The 16974-nt window shown below is 41.7% G+C and carries 14 protein-coding genes; 5 read left to right on the top strand and 9 right to left on the bottom strand.

Annotation, left to right across the window (positions count from 1 at the left end):
* Nucleotides 1-9 precede the first annotated feature (9 nt).
* The 3 genes from CSV74_RS10160 to CSV74_RS10170 form a co-directional block, all read right to left on the bottom strand.
* Nucleotides 10-639 (bottom strand): alpha/beta hydrolase, encoded by a 630-nt coding sequence (locus tag CSV74_RS10160; protein ID WP_099691552.1) that lies wholly within the window; start codon nucleotides 637-639, stop codon nucleotides 10-12.
* A gap of 158 nt (nucleotides 640-797) precedes the next feature.
* Entirely contained in the window at nucleotides 798-1475 is a 678-nt protein-coding gene (locus tag CSV74_RS10165; protein ID WP_099691553.1) for an ABC transporter ATP-binding protein, read from the bottom strand.
* A gap of 1 nt (nucleotide 1476) precedes the next feature.
* Nucleotides 1477-2508, bottom strand: a complete 1032-nt coding sequence (locus CSV74_RS10170) for an ABC transporter permease (RefSeq protein WP_099691554.1) — start codon at nucleotides 2506-2508, stop codon at nucleotides 1477-1479.
* A gap of 169 nt (nucleotides 2509-2677) precedes the next feature.
* On the opposite strand from CSV74_RS10170, the gene CSV74_RS10175 reads away from it, so the two are divergent.
* Nucleotides 2678-3628, top strand: a complete 951-nt coding sequence (locus CSV74_RS10175; protein ID WP_099691555.1) for an ABC transporter ATP-binding protein — start codon at nucleotides 2678-2680, stop codon at nucleotides 3626-3628.
* Nucleotides 3621-5138, top strand: a complete 1518-nt coding sequence (locus CSV74_RS10180) for an ABC transporter permease/substrate-binding protein (protein WP_099691556.1) — start codon at nucleotides 3621-3623, stop codon at nucleotides 5136-5138. Before CSV74_RS10175 ends, CSV74_RS10180 begins: the two co-directional genes overlap by 8 nt.
* Before the next feature lie 266 nt (nucleotides 5139-5404).
* Here CSV74_RS10180 and CSV74_RS10185 read toward each other — a convergent pair whose 3' ends face one another.
* Entirely contained in the window at nucleotides 5405-6646 is a 1242-nt protein-coding gene (locus tag CSV74_RS10185) for an acyl-CoA dehydrogenase family protein (RefSeq protein WP_369823709.1), read from the bottom strand.
* A gap of 402 nt (nucleotides 6647-7048) precedes the next feature.
* On the opposite strand from CSV74_RS10185, the gene CSV74_RS10190 reads away from it, so the two are divergent.
* Nucleotides 7049-7651, top strand: a complete 603-nt coding sequence (locus CSV74_RS10190) for a hypothetical protein (RefSeq protein WP_099691557.1) — start codon at nucleotides 7049-7051, stop codon at nucleotides 7649-7651.
* A 51-nt stretch (nucleotides 7652-7702) separates the two neighbouring features.
* On the opposite strand, the gene CSV74_RS10195 is transcribed toward CSV74_RS10190, so the two are convergent.
* Complete coding sequence (locus CSV74_RS10195) at nucleotides 7703-8140, bottom strand: GatB/YqeY domain-containing protein (RefSeq protein ID WP_099691558.1); 438 nt, start codon at nucleotides 8138-8140, stop codon at nucleotides 7703-7705.
* 296 nt (nucleotides 8141-8436) lie between these two features.
* Between CSV74_RS10195 and CSV74_RS10200 the strand changes: the two genes are divergently transcribed.
* Nucleotides 8437-10629, top strand: coding sequence for a DNA topoisomerase III (locus CSV74_RS10200; protein ID WP_099691559.1), 2193 nt, complete (start codon nucleotides 8437-8439; stop codon nucleotides 10627-10629).
* A 331-nt stretch (nucleotides 10630-10960) separates the two neighbouring features.
* Here the strand turns inward: CSV74_RS10200 and proS are convergent, their stop codons facing one another.
* The 4 genes from proS to CSV74_RS10220 form a co-directional block, all read right to left on the bottom strand.
* Nucleotides 10961-12397 (bottom strand): proline--tRNA ligase, encoded by a 1437-nt coding sequence (gene proS, locus CSV74_RS10205; protein ID WP_099691560.1) that lies wholly within the window; start codon nucleotides 12395-12397, stop codon nucleotides 10961-10963.
* Between the two features lie 159 nt (nucleotides 12398-12556).
* The gene (locus CSV74_RS10210; protein ID WP_099691561.1) at nucleotides 12557-13846 is read right to left on the bottom strand and encodes a cation:dicarboxylate symporter family transporter; all 1290 of its coding nucleotides are present in this window, start codon (nucleotides 13844-13846) and stop codon (nucleotides 12557-12559) included.
* Between the two features lie 98 nt (nucleotides 13847-13944).
* Nucleotides 13945-14820 carry a response regulator gene (locus CSV74_RS10215; RefSeq protein WP_099691562.1) on the bottom strand — a complete coding sequence of 292 codons (876 nt, stop codon included), beginning with the start codon at nucleotides 14818-14820 and terminating at the stop codon, nucleotides 13945-13947.
* Entirely contained in the window at nucleotides 14817-16091 is a 1275-nt protein-coding gene (locus tag CSV74_RS10220) for a sensor histidine kinase (protein ID WP_099691563.1), read from the bottom strand. The genes CSV74_RS10215 and CSV74_RS10220 overlap by 4 nt, the downstream gene beginning before the upstream one ends.
* Nucleotides 16092-16229: 138 nt before the next feature.
* Between CSV74_RS10220 and CSV74_RS10225 the strand changes: the two genes are divergently transcribed.
* A complete protein-coding gene (locus CSV74_RS10225; RefSeq protein WP_099691564.1) occupies nucleotides 16230-16880 on the top strand; it encodes an SDR family oxidoreductase in 651 nt (216 codons plus the stop codon).
* Nucleotides 16881-16974 lie beyond the last annotated feature (94 nt).

Below are 16974 nucleotides of genomic sequence, written 5' to 3' on the forward strand. Positions count from 1 at the left end.
ACCAGCTCCTTATAGCGAACGAATAAACGTCACCAAGTCCTGTTGATTGTCTGGTGTTACGCCATGTCCATCATTATATGTCTTGAACGTAACATCTGCGCCGAGCGATTCAAAATACTCCTTGCTTTCCACCCCAGATTGGGATGGAATTATATAATCATAGTCTCCATGCGAAATAAATACATGTTGATTTTCCACAGACTGGATTGCGTATTCACTCTTGACGAAATCAGGTACGTACCCGCTAAGTGCCACGACACCATGGAGTGAAGGTATCAATGTTACCCCCAGAGCTTGTGCAAGTACGGCTCCTTGACTAAACCCTACGACTGTCAAACGTTCAGGATCTAGATCGTACTCCTGAATGGCTTCACGAATAAATGATTGGATGTAGACGAGCACTTTATCGAATACTTGACGAACCGGCTTTCCTTCCTCTTCAATTGTGAAAAATGCATAGCCTGGCTCGTGAACGACAGGACCTCTCAAGCTGAAAATATGATGAGTTTCTTTAAAATCTTGGACTAGTTGTGGAAGGTCTCCTTCATGACTCCCCATTCCATGAAGTAAGAATAATGCAGGTCGTTTTTCTTCTGTATTCGCTGGCTTTGTATGTGTAAATGTAAATGGTGATTTCATAGTCATTCTCCCCTTTTCTCTTCTTTATGCCACTAGTTTACCATAGAAAAAAGCACCTGCCACTTTATGCGACAGTCGTGTTGAATAGCTTATTTCTATTCTGGCTTCGAAAATACTTCGTCCTAGTTAATTGTGCTATCTTTGATTTGATTAACTGCTTATTCCACTATATAACCATCCCGCATCGTAATAACCCGGTCAACATACGGTAGCATCTCTTCGTCATGCGTCACCATCAATGTCGTCAAATTTAAGGTACGTGTTAATTCCTGCAACAATTTCATCACACCTTTTGAGCGGTTCGTATCAAGACTAGCAGTCGGTTCATCCGCAAACAAGATCTTTGGACGATGGATGATTGCACGAGCAATTGCCACGCGTTGACGCTCTCCTCCTGATAAAGAAGAAGGATACGCCTCTTTACGGTGCTCCATTTCAACTAACTTCAACATCTCATCTATTGCTTTAGCCTGTTCCTTTTTGCTCGTTTTCGTTTCTGATACATCAAGCATCAATTGCAATTGCTCTTCCACCGTCAAAAAAGGCACTAAGTGGGAAGATTGAAAAACAAATCCGAAGTCTGTCGCCCGAATATGGCGAACTTCTTCTTGACTCATCTTCGTCATGTCTTTCCCATCAAACATAATTTCACCGGTGGATGCTTTTTGCAATCCTGCTGCGATGGTTAGAATCGTCGATTTACCAGACCCCGAAGGACCAATTAGCGCAGTAATTTCACCTTCCTTTAAAGACAAATTGACACCTTTTAATATCTCTTCTTCAATTTCTCCATTAGAGAACGTTTTTTTCACTTCATCAATAATAAAGGTAGACATATTACATCTCTCCTTGTTGAATCGCTTGAAGCGGTTCAATATTTTTCACTTGGAATCCTGAAATGGTAGCACCGATAAACCCAACCACCATAAACACCGCTGATAGCATCCATACGGTATCCAATGTTAAGTGGAATGGCATGCCTTCAGGTGCAACAAAACTAAATGCTTGGCTAAGTGCAATGGACAACACGAGTGAAATAGCGGTAATGACTAGCATCTGGTACCAAATCATCTTGAATAACGAAATCGTCTTCATGCCGATCGCTTTCAATATGCCGTACAACCCGATTTTCTGAACGTTCATCATATAGAAGAAAATAGCAAACAACATACCGCTAATAATGACTAAGAACCAGACGATCATATTCAATGACATCTGCTCTGCACTGTAACTCGGTATGGCATGTAAGAACTCTTTATTTGAAAAAGAATCTAATGCGCTAAGTGTCGGTGCATCTTTACCTGGGATGAAAATCGTCTGCATCTCCATCACTCGGTAAATTTCTTGATAGTTCGTCATGGCAATGAAAGCAACGGGTGCGTGACTGTACTTTTGTTGGTCAACAAATCCTTTAACGACGAATTCTCCACTGAATTGATTATTCGTTAAGACGTCCCCCACTTGAATTCCGTCTTCTTGTAAAGAACGATCCAGAACGATTTCACCTTCTTTAACGTTTTCGAATAGCTCTGAATTGGTAGAAGTAACGAATGCCAGACTGTGCTGTTTATCTTCTGCGTCATTGACGAATCCCATCTGAACCGAAAATGCAGTTGCTTCAGGATTGTCTATAAAGATTTGCTGCTGAACTCCTTCATCTATTTTTGAAAGATTATAGGTCTTGTCTGCATCTTTATCTAAATAAAATTGCCCTTGTGGTAATTTTTTAATAAGCGCTGCATTATCCTGTGATAATCCATTTGCCAGTCCTGAAATAATAAATGTCAAGAAGCTGACGAGAAATATAATGGACCCGAGAATCAGGAATCTAGTTTTGTTTTTCTTCATTTCTTTCCATGCGATTTTCATATCGTTTGCCTCCGTGTGTTTACTTTATACTTCTATCCTATCTTGCGAAGATGAACGGAGAATGAACAGCGTATTAAAACGCACTTCTTTTCATTACTTTTAAAAAGAGATATGACTTCCTATTTTTCTATCACTATGTGAAAATTGTAATAACGAAGGAGGGTTTTTGATGATTCGTTTTGAAGAAGTATCAAAGAGTTATGATATGTCTCGCTTAGCCGTGGATTCGGTGAGTTTAGAAATTAAGCGAGGAGAGTTTCTTGTGTTAGTCGGACCAAGTGGTTGTGGGAAGACCACAACGCTTAAGATGATTAATCGGCTGATTCCACTGACAAAAGGGACGATTTGGCTCGATGGCAAGCGCATCAGTGATTATCCGATCCATGAGCTCCGTTGGCAAATCGGTTATGTATTGCAGCAAATCGCGTTGTTCCCCCATATGACGATCGAGGAAAATATCGCAGTTGTTCCTGAACTGGTCGGTTGGAAGAAGAAAAACATCCGCGCACGCGTAACGGAACTACTTGAAATGGCTGGGTTAGATCCCGAAGAATACCGAAAACGTAAACCGCATGAACTATCAGGCGGCGAGCAACAGCGGGTCGGTGTCGTGCGCGCACTGGCTGCAGACCCAGATATTCTATTGATGGACGAACCATTTAGCGCACTGGACCCAATCAGTCGTCTAAAGTTGCAGGAGGATCTGCTAGATTTACAAAATAGAATCCAAAAAACTATTGTATTCGTCACACATGATTTACAGGAAGCATTTAAACTAGGCGATCGTGTTTGCATTATGAATGAGGGCAAAATCGAACAAATTGCAACACCGCAAGAGATTCTGACTAAACCCGCTTCGCCGTTCGTGCGCGAGTTTACAGCATCAGCTGCAGCCCGCACATTTTCCATTGCGGATCATATAGAAGAGATTCCGGCAGATTTGTCGCTATCTTTTGCGATCCCTATTGATTCTGAATGGGGGCCGCTCTTGCAGTTCTTAGCTTCTGAAGATCAAGTGGCGATTAAACAAGACGGTCAAGTTATTGGAATGGTTACCCGAAAAGGAATTCTTCATTTTCTAGCGGAGCAGTCACTGAAAGGAGGTACGTCTAATGAATAATTTTCTGGATGTATTTCAAAACAGACGCGGTCAATTACTGGAAGCACTAATTGAACATATTCAGATCTCATTAATCTCCTTAATAATTGCAGTGCTAATTGCGGTTCCACTAGGAATCTATTTGACAAATCGGCAAAAAATAGCGGAATCTGTCATTGGGATCAGCGCCGTACTGCAGACGATTCCTTCTCTCGCACTACTCGGTCTATTAATTCCCCTATTCGGTATCGGGAAAATACCCGCTATTATTGCGCTAGTAGTCTATGCATTGCTGCCTATTTTGCGCAATACATACACAGGCATTAAAGAAGTCGATCCTTCACTTCGAGAAGCCGCCACTGCGATGGGAATGAATACACGAAAGCGGCTAATGAAAGTTGAACTACCACTTGCCATGCCGATCATCATGGCAGGTATCCGCACATCGATGGTACTGATCGTCGGAACCGCAACATTAGCTGCTTTGATTGGCGCGGGTGGTCTAGGTGATTTGATATTACTTGGAATTGATCGTAATAATCCATCATTAATCGTACTAGGCGCTATACCTGCAGCGTTACTCGCACTATTCTTCGATTTCCTGTTAAAAATATTCGAAGGTCTTTCATTTAGAAAAGCCATTACTGCATTTACCATTTTCATTATTGCGGCCGTCTTGATGATTGCAGCACCATTTATAGGAGGTAACTCCAAAAATGAAATAGTCATCGGAGCCAAGCTTGGCGCAGAACCTGAAATTCTCATAAATATGTATAAATTATTAATCGAAGACCAAACCGATCTCTCCGTCGAATTAAAACCGGGGCTCGGTAAAACTTCATTCGTCTTCAATGCACTGAAATCGGGAAGTATTGATTTATATCCTGAGTTTACGGGTACCGCTATAGCCGAATTCCTGAAGGATGAAGCTGTCAGCAACGACCGCGATGAAGTGTATGAGCAAGCGCGAAAAGGACTAGACGAACAATTTGATATGACGTTCCTAACACCGATGTCCTACAACAATACGTACACACTCGCTGTTTCCAAAGCATTCCAAGAAGAGTACGGACTGAAAACGATATCTGATCTGGCTGCGGTTGAAAAGGCTGTAAAAGCAGGCTTCACTCTCGAATTTAATGACCGTGAAGATGGATACCTTGGCATTCAAAACCTTTACGGCATCACGTTCCCTTCCATCCAAACGATGGAGCCGAAGCTACGCTATCAGGCAATAGAAGCAGGTGAGATCAACTTAATGGATGCATATTCGACAGATAGCGAGCTACGCGAATATGAATTGACAGTTCTCGAAGACGACAAAGAACTGTTCCCTCCATATCAAGGTGCGCCATTGCTTCGTAAAGAGACGCTGGCGAAGTATCCAGAGCTTGAGGATGCGTTAAATAGCCTTGCTGGTATTGTGACAGATGATGAGATGCGTGAAATGAATTATCAAGTAAACGCGGAAGGTGCCAAAGCGAAGGAAGTTGCAAAGGCATTTTTGAAAGAACAAGGTTTGTTGGAGTAGTAGTGCGGGTGGCGTGACTGACCAGTGTACGCATTGAGCGGTTATACGGCCAGTATGATCGCCTACGGAGCGAGATAGAGCGGTTGTACGTGTTAATAGAGCACTTAGACACTGTCTTAGAGCGGTTAACCAAACACTATGATCGCTTATACGAATTAATGAGCGAAACTGTACAGCGCTCTCCCGCTCACTACGCGCTATCAATATAAGACAAAAACAGTCACCGACAGATATACCCTGCCGGTGACTGCTTTAATTTGATTTAATTAATCCATCCAAGGAACTTCGATCATTGTACGGCCGATCCACTCACGCAACACTTCGTTTGTTGGTCCCATAATAGCACCAGCACGCCCGTCGCGTACGAACTTCTCTACCTGACCTGTCATATAACCACGACCACCAGAAACTTGCAACGCCGAGTTAGTAACGTCAATCACCATATCCGCTGCATGCGTCTTCAGCTGCCATAATGGATACAAACACTCCGACAATTCCTTGCCTTCTTTAGTGCAACGATCCAACGCTTCTGCTGTACGATACAACATACTACGTGCGCTATCTACTTTGATCTGCGCCTTCGCCAACTCATGACGAATGACTTGGTAATCTGTAACGGATGATCCCGTATCTGCGTGTACTCTCCGTTTAGCACCATCTGTTGCCATATTTAGAGCACCTTGTGCAATACCGACCCAGCAAGCTGCTGAACCTAGTAAGAATAGAGGATCGATCGTGTTGTCGTTGAAATAGCCCATACCGCCTTCGCTACCGATACGGTTTTCAAGAGCCACTTGTACATTTTTAAAGTTCATCGGACCACTTGCGTTTCCACGTAGTCCCATTGCATCAAATGGGAATGCTTCGACACCTCGCTGATCATTTTCGACCAATAAGAACATCAAATTATCAGGGTCATCAGTTTCGGGAGACGTCGTTGCAACTAAATAAAAGTCTGCTTCTCCACCACTTGTGACAAATGACTTTTCTGCGTCCAGCAAATAACCATTTGCATTTCGTATTGCTTTACTGCCGATATTCCAGAAGTGGCCTCCTGTCGCTCGTTCACTAAATGCTAGGCCACCGATTTGTCCATCACGCAAGCGTGGCAATAAACGTTGACGCTGTTCTTCAGTGCCTGCTTCATAGATCGTATGCGCTGTTGTCATATGCATAACCCAGCACATCGTCGTAGACGGGCAATAATGTGCAAAGCTTTCGGAAAGTACTGCGAATGCTGTGAATCCGTCTTTCAGACCACCCGCTTCAACCGGGATGGTCACAGCCGAATAACCAGACTTCGCAACTTCACGTAAACTTTCACGTGGGTAACTTCTCTGTTGATCAGAAATAAGTGCACGCGGTAGCAGTTCTTTCTTGCCTAACGCATGTGCAGCTTTTTGTAATTCTTCATGCCCTTCTGGACAAGTCCACCATTCGGGAATTTGCATAATTCCTTCTTGTTGTTTTTGTTTTTCCATCATAGCACTTTTTACCAAAATTACCACTCCATTTTATCATTTGCCTACCTTTTCACTAGCTAGCAAGCAGGCTGTTCTCTATCAACGATATCATGTTTTATGAAATAGTAAAGATTAATCCAATAAATAACTATTATTTTCATTTTAAGTAAAAATAAAATATCTAATAAATCCATTCAATTCATCACAAAAACTATTAACTCTCACTCAAGACTTGTATATATAAAACGTTGAAAACACTATGAAGCATCAGCGTTAACAGTCATTTCAATTTCCTCATATCTACCCTACCAATTATCATTTTTTATTTAAGTATTATTTATTCAATAAAATTAGACACATTTCAATTGAAATTTATAAAGCACTCGATTATTTCAGGTAGTACTATAAAATGCTATAATAAAATGTAAAGAGAAGGAGGCGTATGCGATGAAAAAATGGATGAGTATCACGATTTTAAGCTGCCTATTATTTCTCACTGCATGTGCGGCAACAGATACGAATAAATTGACGATACCTGAACTTTCAGATCGTGAAAAACAAATACTTGAAACAGCTGCCAATACTGCATTTGTTTTTGATTATACAGCCGATCAAAACTATAAAAAGGTAACTCTATGGGTAGAAAAGTATGAAAAAGGCAAGAAGGTTGCAGAACCAATTAGTGAGCTATCCACTCCAATGCCTGGAGAGTCAACGAAGGGTAGCATCGTTTTGACAGTCACACAAACTCTCGAAGAAGAACTATTATTTTCTGCAAGTGTAAGTGACGATAAGGGCGCTGCAAGTGTTAGTAATCAAGAAGAGCTGAAAACACTGAAAGACATGGCGACTCTATTTAATACCAATCCACAAGAAGGTTTACTTCTTTCGGATAACATGTTGTTGGCGGGTATCATCTACACATCTACAGCAGAAGGTTCGCCGACAAGTACATTATCATCCGATTTCTATGAACAAAGAGAAGGCTATTTGGACGAATTAAAAGAATATGACGTGGTCTACGTGTTACGAGCTTCATTTGAAAAATAAAAAAACTGGCCGACAAGCATACTACTTGTCAGCCAGTTCAATATCCGTAATTCAATTTTGTAAATACTCTTTAACTGCCTGCGAAACAGTCTTCCCTTCCGCACGACCAGCGACTTCCTTCATTACAACGCCAATTGTCTGACCCATTGAGGCATCTTTTGAAATGCCTAATGAAGCTATCAATTCTTTTACTTCTTCCACATTCATCTGCTTCGGCAAATAGGATTCGACAATCGCGATTTTCGCTTTTTCTGCTTCCACAATGTCTTGTCGATTGGCTTTTTGACCTTCATCGAGCGATTGTTTTGTTTGCTTTAGCTCACGCTGAACGATTTTGATTTCTTCTTCTTTCGTCAGTTCGCGCTTTAATTCAATCGATTCATTTTGTAGACCTGCACGCAATAAATTAATGACACCTTTCTTCATTGTGTCTTTTTCCTTCATCGCAGTTCTTATATCGGCCATTAAACGATCTTTTAATTCTGACATGGAAATCCCTCGTTTCTATAGTGTTACGTACAGTATACAAAAAAATCATACGTTCAGTCTTGTATTCTTACTCCGTCTGAAATACCGCCCCCTTTTTAGAGGTTGACTTTACATTCGGCTTCGCAACTCCTAAACCTCTATTAATGAACTCACAAAACGTATACATCCGCCTTAATTGACGAAACTTCCGGTCTGGTTTACACTTTTTAGTAAGTAACTCCTTCATATAGTATAAGGACAGAACCCTTATCTGTTGGAGGAGTTTTTCGACATGTATATAAAAAGGAGTTCATTGTATGAAAAAAAGTGTAGTACTGGCGGAGAAACCTTCCGTAGCGCGGGATATTGCCCGTGTGCTGAACTGCAATAAAAAAGGTAACGGCTATTTAGAAGGCGATAAATATATTGTGACGTGGGCACTCGGACACCTAGTAACGCTCGCTGATCCAGAGAATTACGATACGAAATTCAAGACATGGAAACTAGATGATTTACCGATGATGCCTAATGATTTGAAACTAACGGTCATCAAACAAACGAGCAAACAATACAATGCCGTAAAAGCGCAACTGCTTCGCACGGACGTTTCAGATATTATTATTGGTACAGATGCTGGACGTGAAGGAGAATTAGTTGCTCGTTGGATTATTGAAAAAGCGAAGGTAAAGAAGCCAATCAAGCGTCTCTGGATTTCATCTGTCACGGACAAAGCAATTAAAGATGGTTTCGCCCAGTTAAAGCCAGGTAAAGCATATGAAAATTTATTTGAGGCAGCAGTCGCACGTTCTGAAGCCGATTGGTATATCGGTCTTAATGCCACGCGTGCACTGACAACCAAGTTTAACGCACAACTTAACTGCGGACGTGTGCAGACGCCTGTCGTGGCAATTATTGCACAGCGCGAAGAAGAGATTAACACTTTCCGGCCTAAAACATTTTACGGAGTCGAAGCGCAGTCTGATTCGAAATTAAAACTGACTTGGCAGGATGCAAAAACAGGCGATACACGTTCATTTGACCGCGACAAACTGTCTGCTATCGTCAAAAAAGTCGATTGTAAACAAGCTGTAATTGAAAATGTCGAGAAGAAAGCGAAAAAATCCTTCTCACCAGGCCTATACGATTTGACTGAATTACAACGTGACGCCAATAAAATGTTTGGCTACTCAGCAAAAGATACACTCAACATTATGCAAAAATTATATGAACAACATAAAATACTAACCTATCCACGCACCGACTCTCGTTTCCTTTCAAATGATCTCGTCGCAACACTTCCCGAGCGCTTGAAAACAGTGGGTATAGGCGAATATCGTTCCCTTGCGAATAAAATATTGAAGAAACCGATTAAAACGAGTAAATCATTCGTTGACGATAGCAAAGTATCTGATCACCACGCAATCATTCCGACAGAAGAAATCGTATTTCTTGATAAATTGTCTGATCGCGAGCGAAAAATCTATGATCTGGTCGTCAAGCGATTCTTAGCTGTTTTGTTCCCAGCACATGAATACGAACAATTAACGGTTCATGCAAAAATAGCAGACGAACGGTTCACAGCACGCGGAAAAACGATTTTGGCTGCTGGTTGGAAAGAAGTGTATGACATCCAATTCGACGAAGAAGAAACTGAACAGGATACGAAAGAACAATTATTACCTAAGCTAGTAGCAGGTGATCAGCTCGACATCAAGCTCATCAAAGAGACATCTGGTCAAACGAAGCCCCCTGCGCGTTTCAATGAAGCCACACTATTATCCGCCATGGAAAACCCAACGAAGTATATGGGATTACAGGATAAGAAACTCGCAGACACATTGAAATCAACAGGCGGACTAGGGACAGTGGCAACACGTGCTGATATCATCGACAAGCTATTCAACTCCTTCTTGATCGAAAAACGCGGGAAAGACATCCACGTCACGAACAAAGGAAAACAGTTGCTCGAGCTAGTACCGGACGAATTGAAATCTCCTTTGCTAACAGCTGAGTGGGAACTAAAATTAGAGAAGATTGCCAAAGGGCAGTTAAAAAAAGAAGCGTTCATTAATGAAATGAAAGGCTATACGAAAGAAATTGTTTCAGAGATTAAAGCGAGTGAAGCAAAGTTTAAGCATGATAATATTTCAACAAAAACATGTCCAGACTGCGGGAAGCCGATGCTTGAAGTAAACGGCAAGCATGGCAAGATGCTTGTTTGTCAGGACCGCGAGTGTGGTCACCGTAAAAACGTCTCCCGTGTCACGAACGCACGTTGTCCGCAGTGTAAGAAGAAGATGGAGCTGCGCGGCGAAGGTGAAGGACAGATCTTTACGTGTAAGTGTGGTTATCGCGAAAAACTTTCTACGTTCAAGGCACGTCGCGATAAGAATTCAAAAGGTAAGGTCAACAAACGTGATGTACAGAAGTATTTGAAGAAGAATAATGATGATGAGCCTATCAACAATCCATTTGCGGATGCGTTAAAAGGTTTGAAGTTGGACGACTAATCCAAAAAGGATTAAACAACATCTGTGTTGTGTAGCGCCAATCCCTTCAGTGTCAGTGGTCATACTTATTGTTGCTCATTAAAGATATACTTGTAAAGAGTTCTATAATTGAATTAGATTTAGAACTGCCCTTGAATTTAACTAAGTTCAAGGGCAGTTCTACTTCACATACTATTGCCAATGAGTGTTTTAAATCTAATCACTATGAAAGTTAGATTGAAGCGGAAGCTTCAATCCCCACCACACCACTTCACTCTCTAGAGTATTTGCACTTAAAATCACTAAAAAAGCTGTCCCACAAAACTTCGTGGGACAGCTTTTTATTGCTCTATTAGTAAGCTCTTGCAAACCAAACTGTATGCTTCGATTCATTTCCACAGTTAATACAAGCGGATTTCTCTGCCGGTGGGTTGAATGGAATATTACGTGTTGTAAATTTCGTTTCATCTTTGACATGTTCTTCACATGCGTCATCGCCACACCAGCCTGCAAGGATCCAACCTGGAGTTACTTCGTTGGTCGCACTATCTTCAATGTGCTTCTTCAACTCGTCTAACGTATCGATATTCGTATGAGAGTTTTCGTCACGGAACGTACGAGCATTCTCAAGTAAACGCTTCTGCATCGTCTGTAGTTCTTGCTCAATGCTAGCCACAGCTTCAGTCAGATCAACTGCTACTTTCTCACCGCCGTCACGCGCTTTCATCAATGCTTGATTGTTGTCAAGATCACGTGGTCCAAGCTCTAGACGTACCGGAACACCCTTTAATTCGTACTCGTTAAACTTGAAGCCTGGAGACTGATCCGAATCATCCAAACGGACACGAATGCCTTTAGATTTTAATTCAGCGTAGATCTCGTCTAGCCTTTCCATAATCGCTGGATTCTTCTTCCAAGGTCCAACTGGGATTAGCACGACTTGTGTCGGTGCAACGCGCGGAGGCAATACAAGACCTTGCTCGTCGCCATGTACCATAATAACGGAACCGATCAAGCGTGTTGACGTTCCCCATGATGTCGTATGCACGAACTGGTGCTTATTTTCTTTTGTTAAATATTTAATATCAAATGCTTCCGCAAACTTTGTTCCAAGATAATGTGAAGTTCCAGCTTGTACCGCTTTACCATCTTTCATCATCGCTTCAATCGAGAACGTATCAACTGCTCCCGCAAAGCGCTCAGAAGGTGTTTTCTGTCCGTCATATACAGGAATCGCTAATAAGTCTTCTACGACTTCTTTGTAGATTTCTAACATTTGCATCGTTTCATGGCGCGCTTCTTCTTCATCTACGTGTGCAGTATGTCCTTCTTGCCATAAAAATTCTGATGTACGAATGAATGGTAGCGTCTTTTTCTCCCAGCGGAATACGTTTGCCCACTGGTTGATTAGTACTGGAAGATCACGATAGCTCTTGATCCAGTCAGAATACAAATGACCAATCATCGTTTCAGACGTCGGACGCAGCGCCAAACGTTCTTCCAATTTCTCGCCCGCCGCTTCTGTCACCCATGGCAATTCTGGAGAGAATCCTTCGATATGATCTTTTTCTTTTTCGAAAAATGACTCTGGAATTAGCATTGGGAAATAGGCATTACGGTGACCTGTTTCTTTAAAACGACGATTCATTTCATCCTGAATATGCTCCCAGATTTCATAGCCGTCTGGTTTAAACGCGATACATCCACGCACTGGTGTATAATCCATCAAATCTGCTTTCTGAATCGTATCGATATACCACTTCGTAAAATCATTTTGCTGATTGCTCATTACTTCATTTCCTCCTTAGTAAAAACCGCACTCTTGTTATTCCATACTGCTAATCATATAACAAATCAAGCATTCCTACAATTGAATGTCGTCACTATGCCTGTCTGTCTCCATAAACTCCATAAAAAAACTGCCCTCAATTAAGAGGACAGCGTTCAATTAAACTAATTTCTCTTCTGCAAAGACATATTGAGGTTCGCTTTCTGTCTTCACTGTTTCCTCACCGAAGCGACCTTCCCACTTCGACAAAACTACGGTTGCAAGAGCGTTTCCGATTACGTTAACTACCGTACGTGCCATATCCAGCAAACGGTCGATACCCGCGATAAACGCCAAGCCTTCAAGCGGAATACCTACTGTTCCAAGTGTCGCAAGTAACACGACGAATGAAACGCCAGGTACGCCCGCAATTCCTTTAGACGTAATCATCAACACTAATACCAATGTGATTTGTTCCGTAATACTCAACTGGATTCCATACATTTGTGCAATGAACATGGCCGCCAATGCTTGGTAAAGTGTAGATCCATCTAGGTTAAACGAGTAACCTGTCGGTACCACGAAAGATACGATGTCTTTCGGACTTCCGAACTTCTCCATTTTCTCCATCACTTTCGGCAACACCGTTTCCGAACTGGATGTTGAAAACGCTAGAATTAATTCGTCTTTCAAGATCTTCATGAAGTGGAAGATGTTCACGCCGACCATCTTCGCGATCCCACCTAACACAACGATGATGAAGAATATCATCGTGGCATATACAAGTACCATTAATTTACCCATTGGAATGAGTGATTCCAAACCAAATTTAGATACCGTTACACCAATTAACGCGAATACACCAAACGGTGCGAATTTCATAATCATATTCGTTACCCAGAACATCGCGTCTGCGACTCCTTGAAAAACTTCTAGAACCGGTTTGCCTCGCTCTCCGATTGCAGCTACACCTAAACCGAATAACACAGAGAAGAAAATGATTGGCAACATATCGCCATTCGCCATCGAGTCTACGATATTACTTGGTACGATGCCGACTAACACATCCATGAAGCCGCCATTCTGCACTTCTCCTGTCGTTTCTACGTATTGCGAGATATCACCCTTTTCAAGAGAAGACATATCGATGCCTTCACCTGGCTTGAAAATATTAGCAGACATAAGTCCCACAATAATCGCAATCGTTGTTACAATTTCAAAATATAAAAGCGTTTTACCGCCAAGTTTACCTAATTTCTTAATATCACCTGTACCTGCTACTCCGATTACTAGCGTTGAAATAATAATAGGTACTACAATCATTTTAATCATATTGATGAACATCGTGCCGATTGGCTGTAAGTATCTCTCTACATTAGGATTACCATAAAAGATTGCACCGACTGCAATACCTAAAACCAATCCAATTAATATTTGGTAAGCCAAAGACAATTTAAATATCTTTTTCATCGATAATCCCCCTTTGACGTTCTCTGAAAACGCTTTCTTTCAGTAACTTATTCATATCTTACGGGGACCCTACAAAATTCTACAATATCCTACAATAATTATTTTCGTTCTTCTATTACCTCCATATATAACACATGCAGAAACTTCTTACTGTTCACTTTGACAGGCCTAATATCGAAACTATCTTCTTGAATCTGTTTCATTCTCATACTAATCTCCTGGAAATCAAAGAAGCGTGGTGCATAGTATTCGAATTCATCGATTGTATAATCTACTGCGCCAAGTGATGCCAAATGTTCCATTGCGGTAAGGATTGACCGACGGATTCTTTGCTCCATCGCCTTACTTTCTTTGGAGATGTCTCCATCTGGCACACCCAGTTTGGTCAACGCGGATTCATACAGCCCCTTTAAAGGCGGTAGTTGAACAGCTCGCTGCTCGTTCAAGACTTCCATGATGGCTACGATGTCGCGACTCGCGCTGTCACTGAAGATTCCCATATCATGCAGCTTCTTTAGAACAATATCTTTCACCGATTGTTGCACTTTAGGTTGTTCAACAGAACCGAATTGCGCCAGTGATTCCCGAATCGTCAATAAGGAGCTTTTTAGACGTAATTGCTCAGCTGTACGTCGCACGATGCTCTGTACTTCTATTTGATTGATCGGCTTATGTATGAAAAATTCGACGCCGACTTGATAGGCCTCGCCAACCATCTCTTTGTTAACTACTTGGCTCAGCATAATGAATTGTCCGCAGTAGCCTTGCGATTTCAACTGTTGAATCGTTTCGATCCCGTCGAGTTCAGGCATCAATAAATCGATCAATACAACGTCGGGTGCCAAGGATAGTATTTGAGGAATAGCTTTCACTCCACTGTCAGCCTCGCCAATCACAATCCCTTCTTGCTCTGCTAGAATATTTTTTAGCATCACACGGCTTGCTTTATCATCATCTACGATAAAATATCTCATGCTTCTATCTCCTTCATAATGGATTCCATGGGGATTTCCACTAGTACATTCAGTCCTTTATCTAGGCGTTCTACAGCAATTGTACCTTGCATCGCATCGATAATTGTGCATACATGCGATAACCCGATACCTGTTGCTGCTGTTCCTTGATCCGTAAATTTGGTCGTATATCCTGGTTCAAATATTACGTCTTCATGTTCAAAAGGAATTCCTTTTCCTGTATCACACACACTAAAACGCACCCACGCTCCATCTCTCTTTACTGTAATGTGTACATGACCTTTTTCTTCAATAGCTTCTACCGCGTTCGCCGTCAAATTGTTCAACACGGCAAGCAAAGGTACATGCTGTCCTGTTTGGAAGTCCCCATCAATTGTTTTTTCCACCGTGCATTCCTTACCGATCATATCACTGTACTTTTCATTCGCAGTGACGACCATGTCGAGTAAATCAGATAGATAAAATGCCTCTACTTGTTGCCGCGTAGTCCACTTTGATAATCCCGCCAAAATTCGTTGGGAGTCTTTTTTCACTTCGTGGATTTCCTGCGCTATATGCAACGCTTGGGTGCTAAGCTCCCGTTGCTTCTCTTTTTTAAGCTTGCGGTACAAGTCATGACTTGACGCGGTGATCTGTTCTATATGGTTCATGGATTTTTGTAAATACAGTGCTTCCGCATATAGCTCTGAACCCACACCAAGCATCTCTTCTACACGCTGCTTCTCTTTTGATAACGCCACAGAACTATATAACCCCACCGTGAAGAAACTACGCAATAGTGCCACCCCAACTAGAATGCCCCACTCTTTACCATTAAGTAGTGAACCATGTTGCCACCAATTACGCAGTGCATGCTCGGACGTGTTGCTCACTACTTCAAATAAGAAAGCTAATGCACCCAGTCGAAGTGGTAAAGATTTATATTTTTCAAGACCGACGAAGTGCCAGCCGACCGCCACGATAAAGTAAAATAAAAAGACGGGTACATGCATCTGTAAACTCTCAAGCAACTCAGCGCCAAGCCACATCTCTTTCGTTACGCGAAATACTACTACGGTAACTGCCGTAACGAATCCTGTGCGCAAAATGGAAACAGGTGGATAAATAAGAATTAGTAAAAAGAACAATATACCGCCTAACGCAAAACGGAACATTTCTCCGTCAAACGGCATCACTTTCAATTCACCGGTAAGAGCTGTCAAGATTGCAATAAATGCAATTCTTGCCGCTTCTGATTGATATACATGGCGCCACATTAATTTTGCATTCATTATTTTGCTCCTAATAAAATAAGTAATCGTACACGTATTATAGCAACCAGGAAAGCAATGTACAGTTTTGGACTTGAATATTTCGGGTACAGTAAGAAGGGATATTTATTATATTTATATATTGAAAGGATGAAATAAATGAAAGTTTTAGTTGTAGGTGCAAACGGTCATATTGGAAAACAGTTAGTATCATTGATTCAAGATAGCAACACACTTGAAGCAAAAGCAATGATCCGTAAGCAAGAACAAGCAGAACATTTCGAGAAAATCGGTGCGGAAACCGTGCTTGTAGATCTTGAAGGCGAAGTAGAAGACATCGTAAAAGCAGCAGATGGTGTAGATGCTATCGTCTTCACAGCAGGCTCCGGCCCAAAAACCGGTCCAGATAAAACGATGATGATTGACCTCGACGGTGCTATTAAAACTATACAAGCAGCGGAAAAAGCCGACGTTAAACGTTTCATCATGATTAGTTCGTACGACACAACACGCAAAGCGATCCAGGAAGCGTCAGAATCATTTGCTCCGTACGTTGTAGCAAAACACTACGCAGATGAATGGTTACGTTCAACTGATCTAGACTATACGATGATTCATCCAGGTGCTTTAACAAACGACAAAGGAACAGGCAAAGTAAAAGCCGCGAATACTGTCGAACCAAACGAAGTACCACGGGATGATATCGCAGAAGTCATTTTCGCTTGTTTGGAAAACGACTCAACAATTGGCAAAGAGTTTCAAGTAATTGGTGGCTCTACACCGATTAGAGAAGCGATCGATGCGCTATAAAGGCAAAGCAATAGAATCAACAATTTAGATAGTAACTATAATCGCGGAATAAAAATAAACTAAAGACCAACTCCCCATGAGTTGGTCTTTAGTT

The organism is Sporosarcina sp. P19, from assembly GCF_002743165.1.
GTDB classification, from domain to species: domain Bacteria; phylum Bacillota; class Bacilli; order Bacillales_A; family Planococcaceae; genus Sporosarcina; species Sporosarcina ureae.